Origin of the sequence: Methylotenera sp. G11, assembly GCF_000799735.1 — a bacterium.
Classification (GTDB): domain Bacteria; phylum Pseudomonadota; class Gammaproteobacteria; order Burkholderiales; family Methylophilaceae; genus Methylotenera.
In genome coordinates this window covers 962,738-982,842 of sequence record NZ_JUHH01000001.1, presented here as the reverse complement: position 1 = coordinate 982,842, position 20,105 = coordinate 962,738, and the positions used below count along the sequence as shown (strand labels likewise).

Below are 20,105 nucleotides of genomic sequence, written 5' to 3'. Positions count from 1 at the left end.
ACTTTTATCAGTGAAAATTGCAATAACAACTGTCGTCATTCCCGCGCAGGCGGGAATCCAGATTAGGTAAATGCCAAGCTGTGTGGAAATTGTCAATGATTCATGAACGCCGCTTTGACTGGATATCAGCCTACGCTGGTATGACGTTAATTTGGAATTCAGCTATATGACCCTGCACCTGCCTGAAGTCCCCGAGATTTTCGACCCCAAAGAGATGACCAAGCCGCCCAGGCACGGCGCGTGGAAGGTGATGCTGCCGTTAAGCATTCTGTTGCTGGTGTTTGTTTTTCTGGCCTGGCACTTTAACTGGCATGCCAAGGCGGTTACAGCCGGTGTTTTGCTGGTGGGCGTGGCTTCCCACGTGCTGGTGTGGATTATCGGCGTGATCGGCCTGGTGCCGTTCATTGGCCCGCTGATCGTGAAAGTGCTGAGCCTGTCCTTTATCTGGTTGCTGAACGCAATTGGTTATCTGGTTTCTTATGTGGCTATCAAGCGTGGTTATTCCAAGGATGTGCTGACCTATCGCGGGCTGACGGTGGCACTAATCACCGGTATTGTGATCGGTTATGTAGCCGGCCATTTTATATAGGGCACTTCTATAAATTGATTCGCTTCTATCAATTTATTCAGTAGTGAAATTTTTATAAATTGTTCTTGATTTCGTCATTCCCGCGCAGGCGGGAATCCAGTCAGGTTTGAATGTAAGTGATTGAAGCTGAATGCTTTGATGTTTATTTCCGCCTGGATTCCGGCCTACGCCGGAATGACGCGTTCAATGAATTGTCTGTTTCATGTAAAGATTTTAATCTATAAATTTTTCGGGTAATTTTATCCAATGATTTTTCAGTTGCCGCAACAACCCTGGCTGCAGACCATCACGCATCATGCACGCAGGCTTGCCGATTACTTTCCTGTTATTTTCTTTTTTGCCGGTTTTATATGGGATGCACTGACTATCGGCCGCAATGTGATGGCTTCAGACCTGGCGATTTTTACTGCCTACCTGTTCGTTGCGGCGGCTATCCTCTATATCATCGGCAGGCCGGTAGATGATGCGGCCGATGCTGAAGACAAGCCGCAGGCCAAAGTGCTGCTGCTGTTAAATAAACTGCATACGCCCAGGCTGCCTTATTTCCTGCTGCAGTTCCTGTTCGGCAGTCTATTCAGCGCGCTGTTCATTCTGTATTTCAAAAGCTCCAGCCATTGGCTGGCATGGCTGATGTCGTTCGTGCTGGGGATTCTGCTTGTAGCCAACGAGTTTCTTGAGAGTGAGTACAAGCGCTTCACCTTGAGTTGGGCGATGTTCGGCTTGTGCGCCATGCTGCTGTTTAATTTTGTACTGCCATTCATGTTGGGCAGTATCCATGCCATCTGGTTTTATTTGAGCACTTTATTGGGGGCAGGCCTGGCCTGCTGGCTGTACAGCAAAACGCCGCAGCACTACGGCAGCATCAAGCCCGTGGGTATTATCGCCGCATTGCTGATGTTTGCGTATGCCGTGGATATGATTCCCCCGGTGCCGCTTGTCAAACGGGATATCGCTGTGGCTTATGAGTTGAACAAAGTGAATGGCAATTACCTGCTCAGGCAGCAGGCATCGCCGTGGTGGGTATTCTGGCGTAAAAGCAGTGATGATCTTGAGCTGGTGCCAGGTCAGCGCGTGTACTGTTTCTCATCTGTTTTTGCTCCCCCAGGCTTGCAAACCAGGTTGATACATCGCTGGCAGCATTACGATAAAAAGTCAGGCTGGACAACGCAATCCAAGGCCGGGTTCAGCCTGGCTGGCGGCCGTTATGGCGGCTTCCGCGGTTATACCTATAAGAGCAATCTTGCAGAAGGCGACTGGCGGGTGAGTGTTGAAACCGAGAACGAAAAAACCATTGCGGTGTATTCGTTCTCGGTCGAGCATGTACAGGTGGCACCGGATTCGGTGACCCAGGTTTATTAAGCAGGTTTAGTGCTGCTCGTTGTTGTGCGACATCAGCTTGTCGATATAGGCAATTGCAACGGCTGAAAATACGAAAGTCATGTGGATGATTGTCTGCCAGATCAGCACTTTGTCAGTCAGGTTTTCTGCGTTGATAAAGGTTTTCAGCAGGTGGATGGATGAAATGCCGATAATTGCAGTTGCCAGTTTGACCTTGAGCAGGTTGGCGTTTACATGTGAGAGCCAATCGGGTTCATCCGGATGGCCTGCAAGATTGAGGCGCGAAACAAAGGTTTCATAACCGCCCACAATCACCATGATCAGCAGGTTCGAGATCATCACCACGTCAATCAGGCCCAGTACGATCAGCATGATGTCGGCTTCAACCAGGTGGTTTGCTTTTGCAACCAGGTGAACCAGCTCAACCCCAAAGAAAAATACATAAACAGCCTGCGCAATGATCAGGCCTAAATAAAGCGGCAATTGCAGCCAGCGGCTGCCAAACAGGATGTTAGTCATCACGCTGCTTTGTTTGTAGGCAGTTGCTGATGGGGTTTTCTTGTCTTGCATATTAATCAAAATCCTTAAGGTTGTTTTTAAATCGGTATTTATTGTATCAGCACATCATTAAATTATTATTTAACTGATATGGCTTTCCAGTGTGAAATGCGCAGTTTCATCCAGTGCCAGCAGTTCGGTCAGCGGCGCCATGGTTTCATTGAGCGTGCTGGGCAGTGTCCATGGCGGATTGATGATGAACAGGCCGCTGCCATGCATGCCGAAGCCTTCGGCAGAAGGCGCGTGTATGGACATGGAAACATGCAGCCAGTCAGGCACATTCAGAGCTTTGAGACTGTCGACCATCTCTTCAGGTTCCCCGCGCTGCAATATCGGGTACCATATGATATAAGTGCCGGTAGGGAAGCGCCGCAGGCTGTCTTTGATCATGTCGACGACATGCGTGTAATCCTGCTTGTCTTCGTACGGCGGGTCAATCAGCACGACCGCGCGGCGCGGCGGTGGCGGTAAACAGGATTTAATGCCGGCAAAGCCGTTCTGCATTTCTATTTTTACCTGTTTGCCGAAACTGCGGAAGTTTTCGTCAAGGATCTTGTAATCATTAGGGTGCAGCTCGAACAGGCGCATTCTGTCATCGGCACGCAGATATAATTCCGCAATGGATGGCGAGCCGGGGTAAAGCGCCAGATTGCCGGTATTGAATGACTGGACCTGCGCTACATAATCGGCAAGCGGTTTGGGCAGGTTTTTTGCGTTAATCAGTTTGAGTATGCCATCTTCAAACTCTGCGTTATGTGTGGCATAGCCTTCGCGCAGGCTGTACATGCCGGCGCCGGCGTGTGTATCGATATACCAGTAGGGTTTTTCTTTCTGTACGGTATAGGCAAGTACCAGCCCGAGTACGTAGTGTTTAAGAACGTCGGCGTGGTTGCCTGCGTGAAAGGCGTGTCGGTAACTTAACATGGGATAAGGCTAGAAATAAAGTTTCAGTATTATAGCTTTTAATGGTTTTTGAATTTTGACTAATCCACCATTGGCTTGAATAAATGGTTCTTAAAAACAAACTTAAACACCCTAAAGCGCCGCATTTTCAGTTAGCATTTCATCTGTAAATTACTATTTAAGATATTCGATATATGTCAAAGCACAGCCACGGTCACGACCATCACACCCATGCGCCTCCACACGATGACCACGATCATTACTTTATTCCATTTGCCCTGATTTTTATTTTTGCAATTGTTGAAGCGGTGGGTAGCTGGTATACCGGCTCGCTGGCTTTGCTGAGCGATGCCGGGCATATGTTCTCGGATGTAGCTGCGCTTGGGCTGGCGTGGATGGCAAGTACGATGGCGAGAAAGCCGCAGGTTGCACGCCATCAGTCCGGCGTGAGCTACGCAGAACTGGCGGTTTCTATCTTTAACGCCGTGACCATGCTGCTGGTGATTGTTTATGTGGTGGTAGAGGCGATAGATCGCTTTCAGAATCCGCATCAGGTGCGGGGGCTGGGGCTCACGATCATCGCGACGCTGGGGCTGATCGTCAATCTGATCGTTGCCAAGCAGCTGCACCATCAGGCTGAACATCATGGGGAGAGCCTGAATAACCGTGCGGCATATCTGCATGTGATCGGCGACCTACTCGGTTCAATCGCCGCCGTTGCAGCCGGAGTGATTATTTATTTTACCGGCTGGATGCTGATCGACCCGATCTTATCGCTGCTGATTTCCATACTGCTGCTGGTGTTTACCCTGAATTTAATCCGCGACATTGTAAAAACATTACGCGCAGATAATAAGTTGCCGCAAGGCAGTGGTTGCCCGCATGGTCACTGATCCGGTGTTTGATATCAATTGCCGCCAATGCCCGCGGCTGGCAAATTTTCTGGATGAAGTCAAAAGCAAACACCCGAGCTACTTCTGCAAGCCGGTACCGGCGTTTGGTGATGCCAATGCACGGCTGGTCATCGTAGGCCTTGCGCCCGGCATGCACGGTGCCAACCAGACCGGACGCCCGTTCACGGGTGATTATGCCGGTGTGCTGCTGTATGAAACGCTCTACAAATATGGCTTTGCCACTAAGCCAATCTCCGTGTCGGCGGATGACGATTTAAAACTCATAAACTGCCGCATCAGCAATGCCGTGAAATGCCTGCCGCCGGACAACAAACCGCTACCTGCGGAAATTGCCACCTGCAACCAGTTCATTGCCGCAGAGCTTAATTTGATGACCAAGGGCAGTGTGGTTTTGGCGCTTGGCAATGTTGCACACACAGCGGTGCTAAAAGCATTCGGATTGAAACTCAAGGATTACAAATTTGGTCACGCCGCGCGGCATGTGCTGCCTAATGGTTTGGTGCTGTTTGATAGCTACCATTGCAGCCGCTACAACACGCAAACCAAGCGGCTGACTGAGGCGATGTTTCATGGGGTTTTTGCGGAGATAGTGGGGGAGTTGGGAGGGTGTTAGCGCAATCTAGGTATGCGATTCAACATATGCATCAACTAATCTGCGAATCATGCGCTGATATTGGGTATGGTTTTTAATGGCTTCAGACTTGAAAAAATCAACACTCTTTTTACTTAATGCTAAAGTCACTTTTACGGCTTCTTCGTTGAATGCTAGCTCAGCAGGTGAGGGTAAAAAGTCTTTAATTACCTTTATCTCACCAAGCGGTTCATTCGTGTATTTTATTTTCTCTTTCATAAATTACCTTTCCCTTGCGCCAATAACCAGCACCAATAATTCGAATCACTGAGTCGCGATAAGCGAATCGAACCGTCAAAACTCCACCTTCAACTTCTCCGAAGCAATAAAAGCGTTCTTCAGTTTTGCTGTGGGTAATGTCTTTAGCAATCACGCGGTTTGGGTCTGCAAAAGCATATTGTGCAATATCAAAAGATACGCCATGTTTTTCTTGATTAAGTGCGTTTTTCTCCACATCCCATTCAAATTGGGTCTTCCCATATATTTCAGACATTATCATTGTAGGACTGTTCTGTATTTATTACCATATATTTATATGGATTTAATGATAGCCAGTAAGACTCTTTTGGTTGCTTAATTTACGGCATTCCAATTGAGACGGACCCTTTTGAATGCTATTCAAAACACAAGGTCGAGCTTATTGCTCGAGAATGTTTGGAACAGCAACTTCATACACAATACACTCAGCATGAATTTTCATAATTGCAGATTTTCTTTCGTCATTGGTCTTTGATGCATCTGCTGCAATAACCATCTGCTCCTTGATATTTTTGATTATCGTATTTCTAGTTTCCGCAATTGAAGCACCACTAAGTCCAGATGTTTTCAGTGACTGCCCAGCAAAGTTAGTGGCTCCGGACCAGCCACTTAAGGCTGATATCCAAGACGCATTTGCTCCGGCATTTGCGGATGCCAAGGCTGGAGCAAAAACAGAACCAGCAACTAAGCCTGTCATAGATAACCAATAGGCTTTTTTAGCTTGATCAGCCGATTTTTGCTCAAAACCAGATAAACGAGGCTGGCAAAATGAAAGTGTTTCTCTAAGGCTAGTTTCAATTTCTTTTTGGGCCTTATCATTATCGTCATCGCTAGAAGCTGGAAATCGATTATTCTTTATTTCCGAGGCAGAGGCCGCTGTTGCCTTGGAAAAACTGCCTGATTGCAATCTAGTTTCTTGCTGAGTGGAGCATCCTGTGATTGTGATAAGTATTAGCATTAGTGTGACATGTAATTTCATTAGTCTTCTCGTTATCAATTATTTAGCGTTAATGAATAGGGTTGGATTCCGTTAATTCTCTTGCACTCTTAATGTACCAATTTGTGGGAATATTTTCCATTTATATTTCATGTTTTAAATAGTTTGTTGAAGTTTTTAAAACGATTAATTAACATTAACTTGCATACATCAATCTAAAGGAGCCTTAACCATGCCATACGTCAACATCAAACTCGCTGGTGAAGTGACCCGCGAACAAAAGGCGCAAATTGCCAAAGAAATTACCGAAACGCTGGAGCGCGTAGCGCACAAGCCAAAATCCTATACCTACATCACGTTTGAGGAAGTGGCTTACGAGGACTGGGCCATTGCGGGGGAGTTGCTGGATTCCTGATAATTTTCATACAACACTGTCTAACAAGTCTGTATATTCTCAATGCGCCTATGAATTTATAGGCGCTATTTTTTTGTTCAACATTTAATTCATTCTTGAGAGGTTTATGAGCAAGTTTTAAGCTCCGGAATGTCAAGGATGGCATTTTTTCCTGCTGAATATTTGTTGCTCCTGATGCAATCCATTCAAGTCATGGGCTGTTAGAATATGCCTATGTTCGATCCTAAACCTATCCTGAAAAACCTGCCCAACCTGCCAGGCGTGTACCGCATGATCAACGCTGTGGACGAGGTGATTTATGTAGGCAAGGCCAAAGACCTTAAAAAACGCGTTTCGTCGTATTTCAATAAAAACCTGCCTAGTCCGCGCACGCGCATGATGGTGAGCAATATTGTCAAAATAGAAACCACGGTGACGCGCAGCGAGGCAGAAGCTTTGCTGCTGGAAAACAACCTGATCAAAGGGTTGATGCCGCGTTATAACGTGCTGTTTCGTGATGATAAGTCTTACCCTTACATTACTTTAACCGGGGACGAGTTCTCGCGGCTGGCATTTCACCGTGGTGCGCAGCGCAAGGGTAATCAGTATTTCGGGCCGTTTCCCAATTCGGTAGCGGTACGCGAGAGCATTCAGCTGTTGCAGAAAGTGTTCAAGCTGCGTACCTGCGAGAATACCGTATTCGCCAATCGCAGCCGGCCTTGCCTGCAGCATCAGATCGAGCGCTGTACCGCTCCGTGTGTAGGGTTGATTTCAGGTGAAGATTATCGCAATGATGTGCATCAGGCTGCCATGTTCCTGCAAGGCAAGACGAGCGAAGTGATGGATGCACTTGGCGAGCAGATGAATAAAGCGGCAGCTAACCAGGAGTATGAGCAGGCTGCGCTATTCCGTGACCGCATACAGGCTTTGCGCCAGGTGCAGGCCAAACAGTTTGTAAGCGACTTTAATGTATCCGATGCTGATGTGATTGCCTGTGCGGAATTGCAGGGGCAGCATTGCATTAATCTGGTGATGATACGCGGCGGCCGTCATTTGGGTGACCGCAGTTATATGCCGAAAAATACTGATGGCGAAACGCTGGAAAACAGTGTTGAAGCCTTTATCGGCCAGCATTACATGGCGCAGAATACACCGCCCCTGATCGTGACCGGTGTCAAAATAGAAACGGCTGTGCTGGAGGAGGTGCTGAGTGAGCAGGCCGGGCGTAAAGTGAAGATCAATACCAACCCGGTCGGCGATAAGCGCGTGTGGCTGAAAATGGCACAGACCAATGCCGAACTGGCGCTGGGGCAGCGCGCGGCAACTTCGGCGAACCAGGCTGCGAAACTTGTGGCACTGCGCGAAGCGCTGCGTTTGCCTGACAGCACCGAGCGTATAGAGTGCTTCGATATCAGCCATACCATGGGTGAGGCGACTGTCGCCAGTTGTGTCGTGTTTGACCGCGGCGATATGCAGAATAGCGAATACCGCCGTTACAACATCACCGGTATTACCCCAGGCGACGATTACGCGGCAATGCGTGATGTGCTGACCCGGCGTTACAGGAAAGTGGCGACAGGAGAGGGCGTGCGCCCTGACCTGATATTTATTGATGGCGGCAAAGGCCAGCTCGGTGTGGCAATGGAGGTCATGGCGGAAGTCGGCCTCGATGACATTCTGCTGGTAGGCATTGCCAAAGGCGAAGAGCGCAAGCCAGGCCTGGAAACCATGATTTTTTCCGACACCGGTGAAATGATCAACCTGGAAAAAGACAACAAGGGCCTGCATCTGTTGCAGCAGATACGCGATGAATCACACCGTTTTGCCATCACCGGGCATAGGGCGAAGCGCGGCAAGGCCAGGATGCATTCCAGCCTGGAAGATATAGAAGGCATAGGCGCCAAGCGGCGCAAAGCCCTGCTGACTCGCTTTGGCGGGCTAGATGGCGTAAAAAGTGCTAGTATTGACGAAATCGCCAATGTTGAAGGCATCAGCCAGGCGCTGGCTGAGAAAATATACGGAGAGCTGCATTAGCGGCGATATGCAATTTATTGAACAGAGGTGCGCTTAAATGATTTGTAATGTCCCAACCATGCTGACATGGTTACGCATTTTATTGATTCCTATATTTGTAGGGGCATTTTACTGGCCTGAGAACCTGCGCACATTAGGTGAAATGCCATCTCACCAGGTTAATGTCTTTGCCACCGCCGTTTTTATCATTGCCGCGTTGACCGATTGGCTTGATGGCTACCTTGCGCGTTACCTGAAACAAACCTCCTCGTTTGGCGCTTTCCTGGACCCGGTTGCCGATAAATTGATGGTGGCCGCTGCGCTTATCGTGCTGGTTGAGTTTGATCGAGTGGGCGCAATCGTATCTTTGATCATCATCGGGCGCGAGATTGCAATCAGCGCCCTGCGCGAGTGGATGGCAGGTGAGGGGCAGCGCAGCAGCGTGGGCGTTGCGATGATAGGTAAAGTCAAGACAGCAGTGCAGATGCTGGCTATTGTGCTCTTACTCTATTGGAATGATATTGACCTGGGAGCATTGGGAATATTCAAGACCAAAGATGTTGGGCATGTGCTGATTGTTGTTGCGGCATTTTTAACATTGCTATCAATGGCTTATTATTTACGGGCGGCGATGCCGAAAATGAAGCAGAAATAAACTCGTGAAAATTACGTAAGTTCTGCTTGACGAGAGGCTCAAAATCTCTATAATGGCGCCTGTCTTAACGATGACACAACGTAATGACAACGCGGGAATAGCTCAGCTGGTAGAGCGCAACCTTGCCAAGGTTGAGGTCGCGAGTTCGAACCTCGTTTCCCGCTCCAGATATCAAGAACGGCGAATGCATTTATGCTTTCGCCGTTTTAGTTAGAATGGTGGCACGTACTAAAGATTTATTTTGGCTTATAATGCTGAAATATAATGGCGCGATAGCAAAGCGGTTATGCCGCGGCCTGCAAAGCCGTTTAGACCAGTTCGACTCTGGTTCGCGCCTCCAGATTTTTTTGTAATGAAAGTAAGTAATACGCGGGAATAGCTCAGCTGGTAGAGCGCAACCTTGCCAAGGTTGAGGTCGCGAGTTCGAACCTCGTTTCCCGCTCCAGATATAAAAAGCCGAAAGCATCATGCTTTCGGCTTTTTTATTTTACCGGCATTGCCATGTTATCCATATCAGTTTGGTTTTGCCATATAAGGCTTAAGGCTATGCCGCCTTTTGTCTGCGGCGTGCCAGTAAATGACGCCATTGGGTTTTGAGTTCCTGCAGCGGATGCTTCGGGGTATAGGCCAGAATAAACAGGATGCCGGCAAGGCTTGCCAATAACCAGCGGATTTCAAAACCCGCCTTGTCCTTGCGTACGGGTTTCTGTTTTTTCATGGCACCGAGTACGTCATGCACATTGTTGCCGCGAACATACAGGCCGTTCACTTCCTTCGCCAGTTCTTTCAGGTATTCTTCATCCAGTTTGGACAGGTAGCGGTCACTGGTGCCGCCGGCTACGTTGTCATCCCTGACGCCGAGGTTGGATTCGGAAATCTGAGCAATCCCCGGCTGCATCGCAAAGCTGTCGCCTGACCAGTAGCCGATCAGCTGGTTATGTTCATCAAATTTAGGGATCGGAGTGCCGGCATCGGAGCCAATACCCACGAACAGCCAGTCTTCGCCGCCCTGGAATGCGGTTAAATCGGTTCTGTTGAATACATGCAGCTTGGGTGCTTCTTCACCGTCGGTAAAGAATACAACCTGTGCCGGCTCGGGAAACGAGCGTATGGTTTTAGCCAGAGTGATCATGCTTGCACGTACACGGCTGTTGCCAGACCATGCTGTGCGCCAGTCGAGGTGGTCGATCGTATCGTTGATCGCGTCAAAGTTTTCGCAGACCTCAATCGGCGTATACAGTGCCGCAACACTCACGCCAGCAAACAGGCTGATGCTGACATTGGTGCCGCATGGCAGTTCGCCTATCATCCTGTGCATTAAATCCTGCATGAATACCATGCGCGATACCGGCTTGCCATTCAGGGTCTTATCCACCGTATTCATGCTTTGTGAGATGTCGGCTATCAGCATGTAGCTGTAAATGTCGCGTTTGATCGGTATTTTCGGGTTGAACAGCGCAATGAGCAGCAGCAATAGCGCGGCGGCCAGCAGCGTGACATCGCGGCGGTGGCGGAAATAGTTGTATAAGTTATGCATGGCCGACTATCCTTTAAGGCAATCCAACCGGAATATTGCCCATGATCAGGCCCGGGGTGTCACTTTCACCCACGCCTGGCGTTGGTGTGGCAGGCAGCATCGTGAGCAGGCGATCCAGGTTGTGGCGTGCGCCCCAGTTGGAGTTATCAAGCCTTAACGATTGCAGATAGGCCGTTTTTGCCTGGCGCAATAAATATTCCGCTTCATCGCGTACCGTCATGCTGGTGCCATTGATGATCAGGCCACGCAGAAAGAAGATATTGCCCAGATTGTAATGAATAGCCGCTTTCTGTTCGATGGTAGCGCCATTGAGGGCTTTGTTAAAAAGCAGCGTCGCTTCCTTATAGCGTTCATTTTTTGCCAGCCAGTACGCCGTGGCAAATCTTGCTTCGAAACTTTGCAGGTCTGATTTTGGCGGCTTGCCTTCGCTGATCGCATGATTGAATGCTTCGATCTGCTGCATGCGACTGAAGTTATACACAACAGAAGCCGTGGCGATAATCGCGATGAGTGCAAATAGCCATGTGAGCTTTTTCACGGTAAAGAAACGATGAAATTTAGCCGTCGCCAGTGTTTTTGAATTTAGTGCCATGTTCTAACCTCTAAGTGTTTCACGCCCAGTAATAAGCCGATCATCAGTGCTGCGATAATAAAGCAGACATTTGAATATTCATGACCCGGTATTTTTTCAAAATATTTAATTGGCTTTTTTTCGCGATTATTAATGTCATTCATCGCCAGTTGCAAGGATTTGGGGTCTTCGGCCTCATAAGCTTTAAAAGGCGTTTTCAGTGTTTTAAAAAACTCGTTCAGTTCAATTTCCGGTGGCAACGGCTGATCTTCAACGGGTTTGAAATTCGGGTCAAAGATGCTGATGCCACCCGGCTGGCGCAGCACGATCCAGTACAGGCTGATGTGCATGCGGTCAAACCAGTCTTTGATCTTCTGCTGCGTATTGGCGTCCACACGGCCTGCGCCGTCAGATAACAGAATGACCGCGCGTGAACCAGAGTCCGGGATCTTGTCGAACAGGGCGGCGCTGCTGGTCAGCCCGCTGCCGATATTGGTCTGGAATAGCGCATTGCCGCCGGTGGCCTGCACGGCAGCGATGACGGCTTTTTTGTTCTCACTGAGCGGCAGCACATACATGGCAGAGTTGCTGAAAGTGATCATGCCGAACATGTCCTGCTGGCGTGATTTTACAAACTCGGTAATCAGCCTTGCCGCAGCGACCGATTTTGTCTCGCCCACGGTGGTGTTGCCGGCGGCGCTGGTGGTGCCCGAGAACGGGTCATCCATACTGGCGCTGCGGTCGAGTACCAAGGCGATTTGTGCGCCTACGCCGACGCGTTCTACTTTGGTCTCGGTGGTGTGCGGTGCAGCCAGGCCCAGGATGATAAAAACCAGGGTCAGCACTGCCAATATTTTCAAGATAAGACCGATTAAATCCGATAAAGGGTCTTTGGGCAGCATGTCGACCCAGGAATAGTGCCTGGCATGCGCACGCTGCAGCAGCAGCGGAAGGGTCGCCAAGGGTAGCAGCCACAGCAGCCATGGGTGGGAAAAAACCATGCCTTATGCTCCTGCTTTCATCGGTTCCGGAATCAGGCCGCGCTCGCAGTCGCGGCAGTGGCGTGCAAAGCGGGTCAGCCATTGATGGGGATTCTGGTCTGCAGTATGTTCGCCTTCCAGCTTGTAAGAAGGCTCGAAATAAACGCGGCGGGATAAGCCGAAAAACTCTTCTATCTCGGTTCTGATCGGGTAAAAATCAGGATGGTTGTGCAGGAAAGCAGATAAATTGTCGCTGAAAACGCTCATGCCCGCCGTCGTATTCAAGCCCTGATGCAGGGTTGAAATCGCCTGTTTTATGCCTTCATCAGTATTGCCGGTTTTACGCACGGCACGGTAAGCCTTGGCAAAAGCGCCGCCCATGCGCGGGAGCCATGCGCTTTTACCCAGGATATACAGCAAACCGATCAGGCTCAGCGCAATCGCTGCCAGTGAAATTTTCAGGTAGCGCATCTCTTTGTCTTCTGTCATCAGCAGGGGGCCGAGTAGCGGGCTCATGTTGTTTTCAACCTTGACCTGGCCGAAGATGGCAATCGGTGAAATAGCGATAGTCAGGCTGGGTACGCGATATTTCACCAGTTCCTTTTTATCGGTAGCATTGATCAGGTTCAGGTATTCGGGCCCTAATGCGGCATTTTTTGCCACAACGTTATTGGTAAATACCTGATAGGCGAGCTTGATGTGGTGAACCGTCTGTTTTTTGGATTCTTTTTTTACGTGATTGATGCTTTTAAGCTCAATGCCGATTAATTGCCCTCTGTAGCGTTTTTCGTAACCCGGGATCGGCAGTGAAGTGTCAATCAGTTTGTAGGGGGCTTTGATGGTCAGGGTGACTTCGCGCTCTATGACGTCTCCCACGGTGTAACCAACCAGTTTTACCGGGTCTTTGGTTTCAATCGTGACGATGCCTTCTTTAACATCCGGCAGCTCCTGGCTGTCCAGAGCGAATGCCGTTAATGGAGACATGCACATGAACAGTATCAGTGCATATTGGCGAATGGATTTTTTCATAGTGATTCTTACTTAAATTAAGCCGCTACAAATTGGTGAAAGTATTCTGTAAGTGCATCTGCATCGAACTCGCCCTCAACGTAAAAAGGCGGCATATCAAAACGCATGAATAATTCATATATTTCATTACGTCTGTTCTCAAAGGATTGCACGATTTTTTCGCGTAATTCCTTACGGATGAACAAGGTGCGTTTCTCGCCGGTTTCTGCATCCGTGACATTGGCCAGGCCAAATTCAGGCAGGTTCCTGTATTCGGCGGCATCCCACAGCACGACAGGTACGATGTGGTGGCGCAGCAGGTTGGATAGCCCTTCTTCCAGCACTTCGTTCGGCATGTGGAAGTCCGAGATTAAAAATACCAGCGAGCGCTCACGTGGCAGGTAGCGGTAGACTTCGGTAATGCCTTTGCAGTCAACCGGTGCCGGGTGGAAGTCTTTCAGTGATTCCGCCATTGCAATCGCGTGATGTGATTTGAATGAGGTCGTGCTGATCCAGTCTTCACGTACTTTTTCGTCAAAACCGATAAAGCCGAATGGGTCATGATGTTCGCTGGCCGACTGCGCTACCGATTCCGCGATTTCAGCGGCAAGCTTGATTTTACGTTTTTTTGCGCCGAAATTCATGCTGCCTGATAAGTCGCAGATTACAAATACAGGCGTGGCACTTTTCTGGTTGAACAGGCGTACATAGACTTGCTCCAGCGGATCGCGGATCGTCTGGCGAATATCGATGCGGCGCGGGTCAGGGTATGAGAGCAGCGTGGTATGCCCGCGAAACTCCATGCCCATGCCGCGTTGCGTACTGGCATGGCGGCCGGGGTTGCGCCCGCGTGAGCGCCAGCCTATGTGGTAATCAAAAGACTTGATGAGTGGTAGAGTCATGTTTTATTTTATTAAGGTGCAGAAACGGCATTAATAATGCCAGATAGCATTTCACGTGCGATTTCTGTACGGCGCATTTCATATACAGGGCTGAATACAAGCCTGTGCGCAATCGTGGAATGGAACACTGCGTGGATATCATCCGGCAATACTGCGCTGCGGTTGTTCAGCCATGCATTTACGCGTGCTGCACGCAGCATCATGCTCATGCCACGTGGGCTGGCGCCGGAAAGTACCAGGCGATTCATGTCTACGCCGGATACTTTTACGCCGTAATCAAGCGGTGCTTTGGTCGCTTTCCAAAGGTTCAGTGCATATTTTTTAAGCGTGTCGCTGGCTTCAATACTGTTTTGCAGGATGCCGGAAAAACCATTCAGCTCATCAAACTGTAGAATATCCGCTTTAACCGTATCAACCAGCGCATCCACGTTATGGAATTTGGTGTCAAATACCAGTGCCTGCATGATGTCATCATCGCTCGGTACGACAATCGGGATCTCCATCATGAAGCGGTCACGCGCTGCGGACGGGATTTCGAAAGTTTCTTCTTTTTCAACCTGGTTGCGGTCCGCAAACACGATCATATGCGGGAAGTAGTGCTCGGCATTGAATGCAGACAGGCTGCGTTCGGCCATCACGCGCAGCAGCAGGGAGTGTACCTGAGGGCGTGCACGGTTGATTTCGTTGAAGAAGAACACCGACAGGTTCTCGCCCGACATCAGCAATGGGCCGGCGCTGACGTGAGGCTTGCCGTCTTCGCCAAGGTAGGTGTGGTAAACCAGGTCGTTAGGCATGAGGTCGATGGTGCCTTCAATACGCTGGTAACCGCCGCCGATACCGCGGGTGAATGCGCGCAGCAGGGTTGTTTTGCCGACGCCGACGTCACCTTCAAGCAATACGTGGCCACGTGCAAAAATTGAAGTGGTAATCAGGCGCACGGGAGTATGCTGCCCCACGACTACTTTGTTCACTTCTGTTTCTAAGGTCAGCGCGAGATCGCGCCAGTCGGCTAGTTGTGCGTCACTCATTGAAATTTCCCGTATTTTTATAAATAGTTGAATTTAAGCTAGGTGCATAGTAAACGTTTTTTTACCGGGGGTAAACAGATCTGTATACCCCCTTGTGCATATTTATTTTAAATTGTTTGAAAAAATGGTAAAACGCAGCTTAAGTGTGAATAGTGCTTTCGTAAAAATTGATTTCCAGCGAAAATAGCGTAAGTTAGATTAAATTTACAGATTAAATCAAGTTTATCGGTTTTTCGCGACTTTTAAATAAAAGCAAAAACCAGTTCAGAAAACGATTAAAGAAATAAAATCATGCAAAGACAAAATAGCTTTACAAAAGAAGAATTACTCAAATGCGGCCGTGGTGAAATGTTCGGTGCAGGGAATGCCCAATTGCCATTGCCACCTATGCTGATGTTTGATCGTATTGTTTCAATTACTGAAGAAGGCGGCAAGTACGGCAATGGCCAGATTGTTGCGGAACTCGATATCAATCCTGATCTGTGGTTTTTTGACTGCCATTTTACCGGTGATCCGGTGATGCCCGGCTGTTTAGGTTTGGATGCGATGTGGCAACTGGTTGGTTTTTACCTGGGCTGGATGGGCGGTCCTGGCCGTGGCCGTGCTTTGGGTGCGGGCGAAGTCAAATTCACTGGGCAGGTGCTGCCTACGGCAAAGCTGGCAACCTATACCATCGATCTGAAACGTGTCATCATGCGCAAACTGGTGATGGGCATCGCAGATGCGTCAATGCAGATTGATGGCCGCGAGATTTATGTTGCAAATGATCTGCGCGTTGGTTTGTTTACACGTACAGACAACTTTTAACTTATCGAACACAAGAAGTTTAAAAACACTTAAGTTAAAATACGGTTATTGATTAATTTATTAGGAGTGCACGATAATGCGTCGTGTCGTTATTACTGGGATAGGGATTGTTTCCAGTCTGGGAAACAATAAAGCCGAGGTTTTAGACAGCCTGCGTCATGGTCGATCAGGTATCACTTATCAGCCTGAGTATGCAGAGCGTGGACTACGCTCTCACGTGGCCGGTTCGATCAAGAACCTGAATATTGAAGAACTCATCGATCGTAAATTGCTGCGATTTATGGCAAAAGGCCATGCCTATGCCTGGCTGGCAATGCAGGAAGCGATCGCAGATGCGACCCTGCCGGAAGAGCTGGTGTCCAATGTACGTACCGGCCTGATCGTCGGTGCCGGCGGCACTTCAACTGAAAGCATGCTGGAAGCTACCGACACGCTGGCTGAAAAGGGCATTCGGCGCGTTGGCCCATACATGGTGACCAAGACCATGTCCAGCGGTGTAGCGGCTTGCCTGGCTACAGGCGCTAAAATCAAGGGTATCAATTACGGTATCAGTTCAGCCTGTTCCACCAGCGCACACTGTATCGGCGCTGGTGTCGAGCAGATCCAGCTCGGCAAGCAGGATGTGATTTTTGCCGGTGGTGCAGAAGAAGAGCACTGGACCATGTCATTCCTGTTTGATGCGATGGGTGCCTTGAGCAGTAAATATAACGATACGCCAGACAAAGCTTCGCGTACTTATGATGCTAACCGTGATGGTTTTGTGATTTCCGGCGGCGGCGGTATTGTGGTGCTGGAAGAGTACGAGCACGCTAAAGCGCGTGGTGCAAAAATCTACGCCGAAGTGGTGGGTTATGGCGCCACTTCTGATGGTTACGATATGGTAGCCCCAAGCGGCGAGGGTGCTGTGCGCTGCATGAAACTGGCTCTGGAAGGCGTTGAAGGCAAAATTGATTACATCAATACCCATGGTACAAGTACGCCTGTAGGTGATGTGAAGGAACTGGAAGCGATCCGTGAAGTATTCGGAGAAAACGGCCTGAAACAGAATCCGGCGATTGCTTCAACCAAATCCCTGTCAGGCCATGCGCTGGGTGCGGCTGGCGTGAATGAGGCCATCTATACCTTGCTGATGATGGAAAATGATTTCATTGCCGCTTCTGCCAATATCGAAACACTTGATCCTGCGGCTGAAGGTCTGAATATTGTGCGTAAAGCGATCGAGAATGTGAAGATAGAAACAGCGCTGTCTAACAGCTTCGGTTTTGGCGGCACCAACGCAACGCTGACTTTGTCACGCAGGGGCTTATAAACGATAATGTGAGTGGCTCGGTTGCTTAAGATTTCATACCTAAGCAGCCGATTCGATCGTATTGTTAGTGTTTTGGGCCACCATCTCATTATGTTTTGCCAGGTTGGCAAGTATTTGCGCTTTAATGACCGGATGTTCCATCAGTGCGATATGCTCATGGTTGTTCGGTATGCGTAACTCTTGCCCTGGGTAGATGCGATCAGGTTCGTTTTTGAGTATGTTTTTATTCAGCGCGAAAATTTCCATCCAAGTATGACCGGTTTTTTTGCCTATCATTGACAGCGTGTCGTTCTGCTGCACCGTGTAGAGCGTTCTTTCCCGCCCGGCAGGTTTAATATCTTGTGGCTGTGTATGTTTTTCTGGCACTTTTGCTTGCTGCTTCACTAGATATACGTCATTACTTTTTTCTGCCGGTTCCAGTACGGATTCAATATTGGCAATAGCCGTGCTTGCGATATTACTCACAACTTCAATCTGCTGATCGATAATACGGCCTATCTGTACCGCAGGAATTGAAGGCAAGGCATGGTTGGCGATGATTTCCCATTCTTCAAGACTGGGGCCATCTGCCTTTACTTTCTCGATAATGGGCAACATGACATCGGGAATGTTAAATGTTGCGCTATTTCCAAAAAAATACCCGCCGGTTGCCGTAGATAATGGCCTGAATGTTTTAGAGCTTTGATAGCTGAATTCCGGAGCGGCGCTAAATGTCCTGTTGCCATTGCAGTCACTGAATGTGCCTTTAACGCCAGCCCTTTCATGCACCAAACCAATGGGTGAAGATAATACCGTTGCACTACAGCCCCAGTGTGGCTCGGTATTCAAGTTTCCAGACTCTATTTTGACTGAGAGGGGCGAGAACTGCACATTGAATCTGCTGCTCATCAAGCCGAACCCAATATAGTCAAGACTGACCTGTAAATCTTGTGTGCCTTCCGGGTTGGGTACTTTTTCTGCGCTTGCCTTAAACGTAAAGCCAAGATCCTGCTGCGTAGATCTGTCGATTTTGGCTAAAATTTTGTTAAGTGCAGGCAAGCCTGGAATTACAGTAAAAGGCGTATTTACCGTGATGGCGTTAGCCTTCCCCTCATCAACAAAAGTGTTGCCGCCATTATCTGTTGAGGGCTTGAGCTGATATTTATTTTTTTGCGCAGTAATTTCAGTTTGCCGCACGGGCGCAGGCGATTGCTCATTGCGTGTGTTCATTGAATCATCCTTCAATAAAACCATATTTGTTACATGGATATATTGAAGGTGGATTGTTACCTCCATGTGAAGCTTAAATGACAGTGATGAAAATAAAGATTTTTTAAAAATGACGACAGATTATCGTGTCTGCAAGGGGATGATTTTAAACAACTAATATTTATAGAGCCAACAACACCGCTGCCGCATTGCGGCCTTCGCTCATTAGAATGTTACAAGTGCTGTGAGAGTGCGCCGCATGAAGCTGGCTCTGAAAAGCGTGGATGGCATATTGATTGCATCAACACCCACAGCACCAGTACCCCAGTGGGTGAGGTGGAAGCGAGGGCGTTTTTTTATTGCGCTTAGATTATTCTGATTACTGTTGATTTCCTAACAGCGGCTGTCCAGTGCCGTATTGATTTGTACAGGTAGAGTATGAACGGGTGCTTTATCTAGAATCCTATAGTTAGCGTCAAGTTGCTTTAAAAGCTGCCGAAAGCCTTCCGCCTCCATTGCCGCTACCCTGTTTACAGTGTCGGCAGGGATCCCTTGTTCCGCCAGAAATTGGTGTAATTCCTTGCCCAGCTGCTTATTTTCTTTGGCAAGCAGATTCTGCTCGTAGTCTGCTCTCAGGTGGCTTTCAAATCCCGCATCTATTAATGCATGGTCAATGCTGTAAGCCAGTATTGTTGCTGACATTGTAGGCATTTTATTGGAATGCTCCATGATTAATTGATCGATTATGGCAGCCTTTGCAAGTCCATTTTCATCCACACCGTTAGCCATGGTGATCTCCTTATAATCATGTTTTAGATTTAAACAAGCAACTAAATTATACATGAAATATAAATTATGTGGGAATTTTTCCCCTTTTATTTTACGGTGTGAATGGCGGGGATAAATTAAATAAGCTATGTAAGTCGCTGGTTAGCAGGGAATATATTCAGATTATTTTTTAGATATGTTGTTTGCTTGATAATGGCTTTAGTTGTCGTGGTGGTAGCGTCCAGACGCCATGTTGCTACTTAACATTAATATGTCGGTGAGTATCAAATTGGGGTGCAGATGCTGCGCTGGAGTTGAGCTATGCCATACGCCGCAAATACGATGGTAAAGCATGTTCGTGTTTAGATGACTTTCGGGTAAGGCGACGCGAGCTTATTTTGTTTAAAGAATCAGTGCTGCCGCAACGTTCCGGCCTTCGCTCATGAGTATGTTGTAGGTGCGGCAGGCTGCCGCTGTCGTCATGCATTCCAGCGCAATGCCGTTATCAGTCAGGTGCTGATAGTGTTTCGGGTGTAAAAACAGATGGCTGGCACCCGTGCCTAGCAGAACCACTTCCGGTTTCAAGTCCGCAATTTTCCGGAAATGCTCATTGGTCAGATCTGCAAAGTTAGTGGTCGCCCAGTCGTGGATTAATGACTCAGGCATCACGATCAGGTTTTGAGTATAACGCTGCTTGTTAACCTCTATATATTCTGTGCTATAGGCGGTAATCAGGTTGTTGTTTTCAGCTGTTGTCAGGTGCAGTTTCATGGGTGATATTGCCTGTAATATCCAGGCTTTAATTGAACGAATACAG

At 48.5% G+C, this 20,105-nt stretch carries 23 protein-coding genes and 3 tRNA genes; 12 read left to right on the top strand and 14 right to left on the bottom strand.

The window, feature by feature from the left end:
• Window positions 1-214: 214 nt before the first annotated feature.
• Complete coding sequence (locus tag GQ51_RS04420; RefSeq protein WP_200884433.1) at window positions 215-589, top strand: hypothetical protein; 375 nt, start codon at window positions 215-217, stop codon at window positions 587-589.
• Between the two features lie 246 nt (window positions 590-835).
• Window positions 836-1,948 (top strand): DUF2914 domain-containing protein, encoded by a 1,113-nt coding sequence (locus GQ51_RS04415; RefSeq protein WP_047550278.1) that lies wholly within the window; start codon window positions 836-838, stop codon window positions 1,946-1,948.
• Window positions 1,949-1,954: 6 nt separating this feature from the next.
• Here the strand turns inward: GQ51_RS04415 and GQ51_RS04410 are convergent, their stop codons facing one another.
• Together GQ51_RS04410 and GQ51_RS04405 are read right to left on the bottom strand one after the other, a co-directional pair.
• Window positions 1,955-2,497, bottom strand: coding sequence for a TIGR00645 family protein (locus tag GQ51_RS04410; protein WP_047550275.1), 543 nt, complete (start codon window positions 2,495-2,497; stop codon window positions 1,955-1,957).
• Window positions 2,498-2,566: 69 nt separating this feature from the next.
• Complete coding sequence (locus GQ51_RS04405; RefSeq protein ID WP_047550273.1) at window positions 2,567-3,409, bottom strand: 23S rRNA (adenine(2030)-N(6))-methyltransferase RlmJ; 843 nt, start codon at window positions 3,407-3,409, stop codon at window positions 2,567-2,569.
• 173 nt (window positions 3,410-3,582) lie between these two features.
• On the opposite strand from GQ51_RS04405, the gene GQ51_RS04400 reads away from it, so the two are divergent.
• Window positions 3,583-4,281: a cation diffusion facilitator family transporter gene (locus GQ51_RS04400; protein WP_052177699.1), complete on the top strand. Its 699-nt coding sequence runs from the start codon at window positions 3,583-3,585 to the stop codon at window positions 4,279-4,281.
• Entirely contained in the window at window positions 4,271-4,915 is a 645-nt protein-coding gene (locus tag GQ51_RS04395) for a uracil-DNA glycosylase (protein ID WP_047550270.1), read from the top strand. The genes GQ51_RS04400 and GQ51_RS04395 overlap by 11 nt, the downstream gene beginning before the upstream one ends.
• A gap of 6 nt (window positions 4,916-4,921) precedes the next feature.
• Here GQ51_RS04395 and GQ51_RS04390 read toward each other — a convergent pair whose 3' ends face one another.
• The 3 genes from GQ51_RS04390 to GQ51_RS04380 all read right to left on the bottom strand — a co-directional run bounded on the left by GQ51_RS04390 (window position 4,922) and on the right by GQ51_RS04380 (window position 6,170).
• Window positions 4,922-5,152, bottom strand: coding sequence for a CopG family transcriptional regulator (locus GQ51_RS04390; protein ID WP_047550267.1), 231 nt, complete (start codon window positions 5,150-5,152; stop codon window positions 4,922-4,924).
• Window positions 5,124-5,426: a BrnT family toxin gene (locus GQ51_RS04385; protein ID WP_047553847.1), complete on the bottom strand. Its 303-nt coding sequence runs from the start codon at window positions 5,424-5,426 to the stop codon at window positions 5,124-5,126. Before GQ51_RS04385 ends, GQ51_RS04390 begins: the two co-directional genes overlap by 29 nt.
• A 144-nt stretch (window positions 5,427-5,570) precedes the next feature.
• Window positions 5,571-6,170, bottom strand: coding sequence for a hypothetical protein (locus GQ51_RS04380; protein ID WP_152604112.1), 600 nt, complete (start codon window positions 6,168-6,170; stop codon window positions 5,571-5,573).
• 190 nt (window positions 6,171-6,360) lie between these two features.
• Here GQ51_RS04380 and GQ51_RS04375 point away from each other — a divergent pair, with 190 nt between their 5' ends.
• From GQ51_RS04375 to GQ51_RS04350, 6 genes are all read left to right on the top strand, one after another.
• Window positions 6,361-6,543, top strand: a complete 183-nt coding sequence (locus GQ51_RS04375; RefSeq protein WP_047550257.1) for a tautomerase family protein — start codon at window positions 6,361-6,363, stop codon at window positions 6,541-6,543.
• 213 nt (window positions 6,544-6,756) lie between these two features.
• Window positions 6,757-8,556 carry an excinuclease ABC subunit UvrC gene (gene uvrC / locus GQ51_RS04370; protein ID WP_047550255.1) on the top strand — a complete coding sequence of 600 codons (1,800 nt, stop codon included), beginning with the start codon at window positions 6,757-6,759 and terminating at the stop codon, window positions 8,554-8,556.
• 37 nt (window positions 8,557-8,593) lie between these two features.
• The gene (gene pgsA / locus GQ51_RS04365; RefSeq protein ID WP_047550253.1) at window positions 8,594-9,190 is read left to right on the top strand and encodes a CDP-diacylglycerol--glycerol-3-phosphate 3-phosphatidyltransferase; all 597 of its coding nucleotides are present in this window, start codon (window positions 8,594-8,596) and stop codon (window positions 9,188-9,190) included.
• A gap of 91 nt (window positions 9,191-9,281) precedes the next feature.
• Window positions 9,282-9,357 (top strand) — tRNA-Gly (locus GQ51_RS04360).
• Window positions 9,358-9,456: 99 nt separating this feature from the next.
• Window positions 9,457-9,530: transfer RNA gene (locus GQ51_RS04355), tRNA-Cys, on the top strand.
• A gap of 29 nt (window positions 9,531-9,559) precedes the next feature.
• A tRNA-Gly gene (locus GQ51_RS04350) sits at window positions 9,560-9,635 on the top strand.
• 99 nt (window positions 9,636-9,734) lie between these two features.
• On the opposite strand, the gene GQ51_RS04345 is transcribed toward GQ51_RS04350, so the two are convergent.
• Genes GQ51_RS04345 through GQ51_RS04320 form a run of 6 tightly spaced genes read right to left on the bottom strand, consistent with a single transcriptional unit; the run spans window position 9,735 to window position 15,216 of the window.
• A complete protein-coding gene (locus GQ51_RS04345) occupies window positions 9,735-10,727 on the bottom strand; it encodes a VWA domain-containing protein (protein ID WP_047550251.1) in 993 nt (330 codons plus the stop codon).
• 13 nt (window positions 10,728-10,740) lie between these two features.
• Window positions 10,741-11,319: a hypothetical protein gene (locus tag GQ51_RS04340; RefSeq protein ID WP_047550248.1), complete on the bottom strand. Its 579-nt coding sequence runs from the start codon at window positions 11,317-11,319 to the stop codon at window positions 10,741-10,743.
• On the bottom strand, window positions 11,310-12,299 hold the full coding sequence (locus tag GQ51_RS04335; RefSeq protein ID WP_047550247.1) for a vWA domain-containing protein: 990 nt from the start codon (window positions 12,297-12,299) through the stop codon (window positions 11,310-11,312). The genes GQ51_RS04340 and GQ51_RS04335 overlap by 10 nt, the downstream gene beginning before the upstream one ends.
• Before the next feature lie 3 nt (window positions 12,300-12,302).
• Window positions 12,303-13,307, bottom strand: a complete 1,005-nt coding sequence (locus tag GQ51_RS04330) for a hypothetical protein (protein WP_047550246.1) — start codon at window positions 13,305-13,307, stop codon at window positions 12,303-12,305.
• A 17-nt stretch (window positions 13,308-13,324) separates the two neighbouring features.
• A complete protein-coding gene (locus tag GQ51_RS04325) occupies window positions 13,325-14,188 on the bottom strand; it encodes a DUF58 domain-containing protein (RefSeq protein WP_047550242.1) in 864 nt (287 codons plus the stop codon).
• An 11-nt stretch (window positions 14,189-14,199) separates the two neighbouring features.
• Window positions 14,200-15,216 carry an AAA family ATPase gene (locus GQ51_RS04320; protein WP_047550236.1) on the bottom strand — a complete coding sequence of 339 codons (1,017 nt, stop codon included), beginning with the start codon at window positions 15,214-15,216 and terminating at the stop codon, window positions 14,200-14,202.
• A 291-nt stretch (window positions 15,217-15,507) separates the two neighbouring features.
• On the opposite strand from GQ51_RS04320, the gene fabA reads away from it, so the two are divergent.
• Both fabA and fabB read left to right on the top strand, forming a co-directional pair.
• A complete protein-coding gene (fabA, locus tag GQ51_RS04315; RefSeq protein ID WP_047550234.1) occupies window positions 15,508-16,023 on the top strand; it encodes a 3-hydroxyacyl-[acyl-carrier-protein] dehydratase FabA in 516 nt (171 codons plus the stop codon).
• Window positions 16,024-16,099: 76 nt separating this feature from the next.
• Window positions 16,100-17,332, top strand: a complete 1,233-nt coding sequence (gene fabB / locus GQ51_RS04310) for a beta-ketoacyl-ACP synthase I (RefSeq protein ID WP_047550231.1) — start codon at window positions 16,100-16,102, stop codon at window positions 17,330-17,332.
• Window positions 17,333-17,371: 39 nt separating this feature from the next.
• On the opposite strand, the gene GQ51_RS04305 is transcribed toward fabB, so the two are convergent.
• The 3 genes from GQ51_RS04305 to GQ51_RS04295 all read right to left on the bottom strand — a co-directional run bounded on the left by GQ51_RS04305 (window position 17,372) and on the right by GQ51_RS04295 (window position 20,059).
• A complete protein-coding gene (locus GQ51_RS04305) occupies window positions 17,372-18,541 on the bottom strand; it encodes a LysM peptidoglycan-binding domain-containing protein (RefSeq protein WP_160279997.1) in 1,170 nt (389 codons plus the stop codon).
• A gap of 372 nt (window positions 18,542-18,913) precedes the next feature.
• Window positions 18,914-19,309 carry a hypothetical protein gene (locus GQ51_RS04300; protein WP_047550224.1) on the bottom strand — a complete coding sequence of 132 codons (396 nt, stop codon included), beginning with the start codon at window positions 19,307-19,309 and terminating at the stop codon, window positions 18,914-18,916.
• 381 nt (window positions 19,310-19,690) lie between these two features.
• Window positions 19,691-20,059, bottom strand: coding sequence for an Mth938-like domain-containing protein (locus GQ51_RS04295; RefSeq protein WP_047550215.1), 369 nt, complete (start codon window positions 20,057-20,059; stop codon window positions 19,691-19,693).
• Window positions 20,060-20,105: the final 46 nt, after the last annotated feature.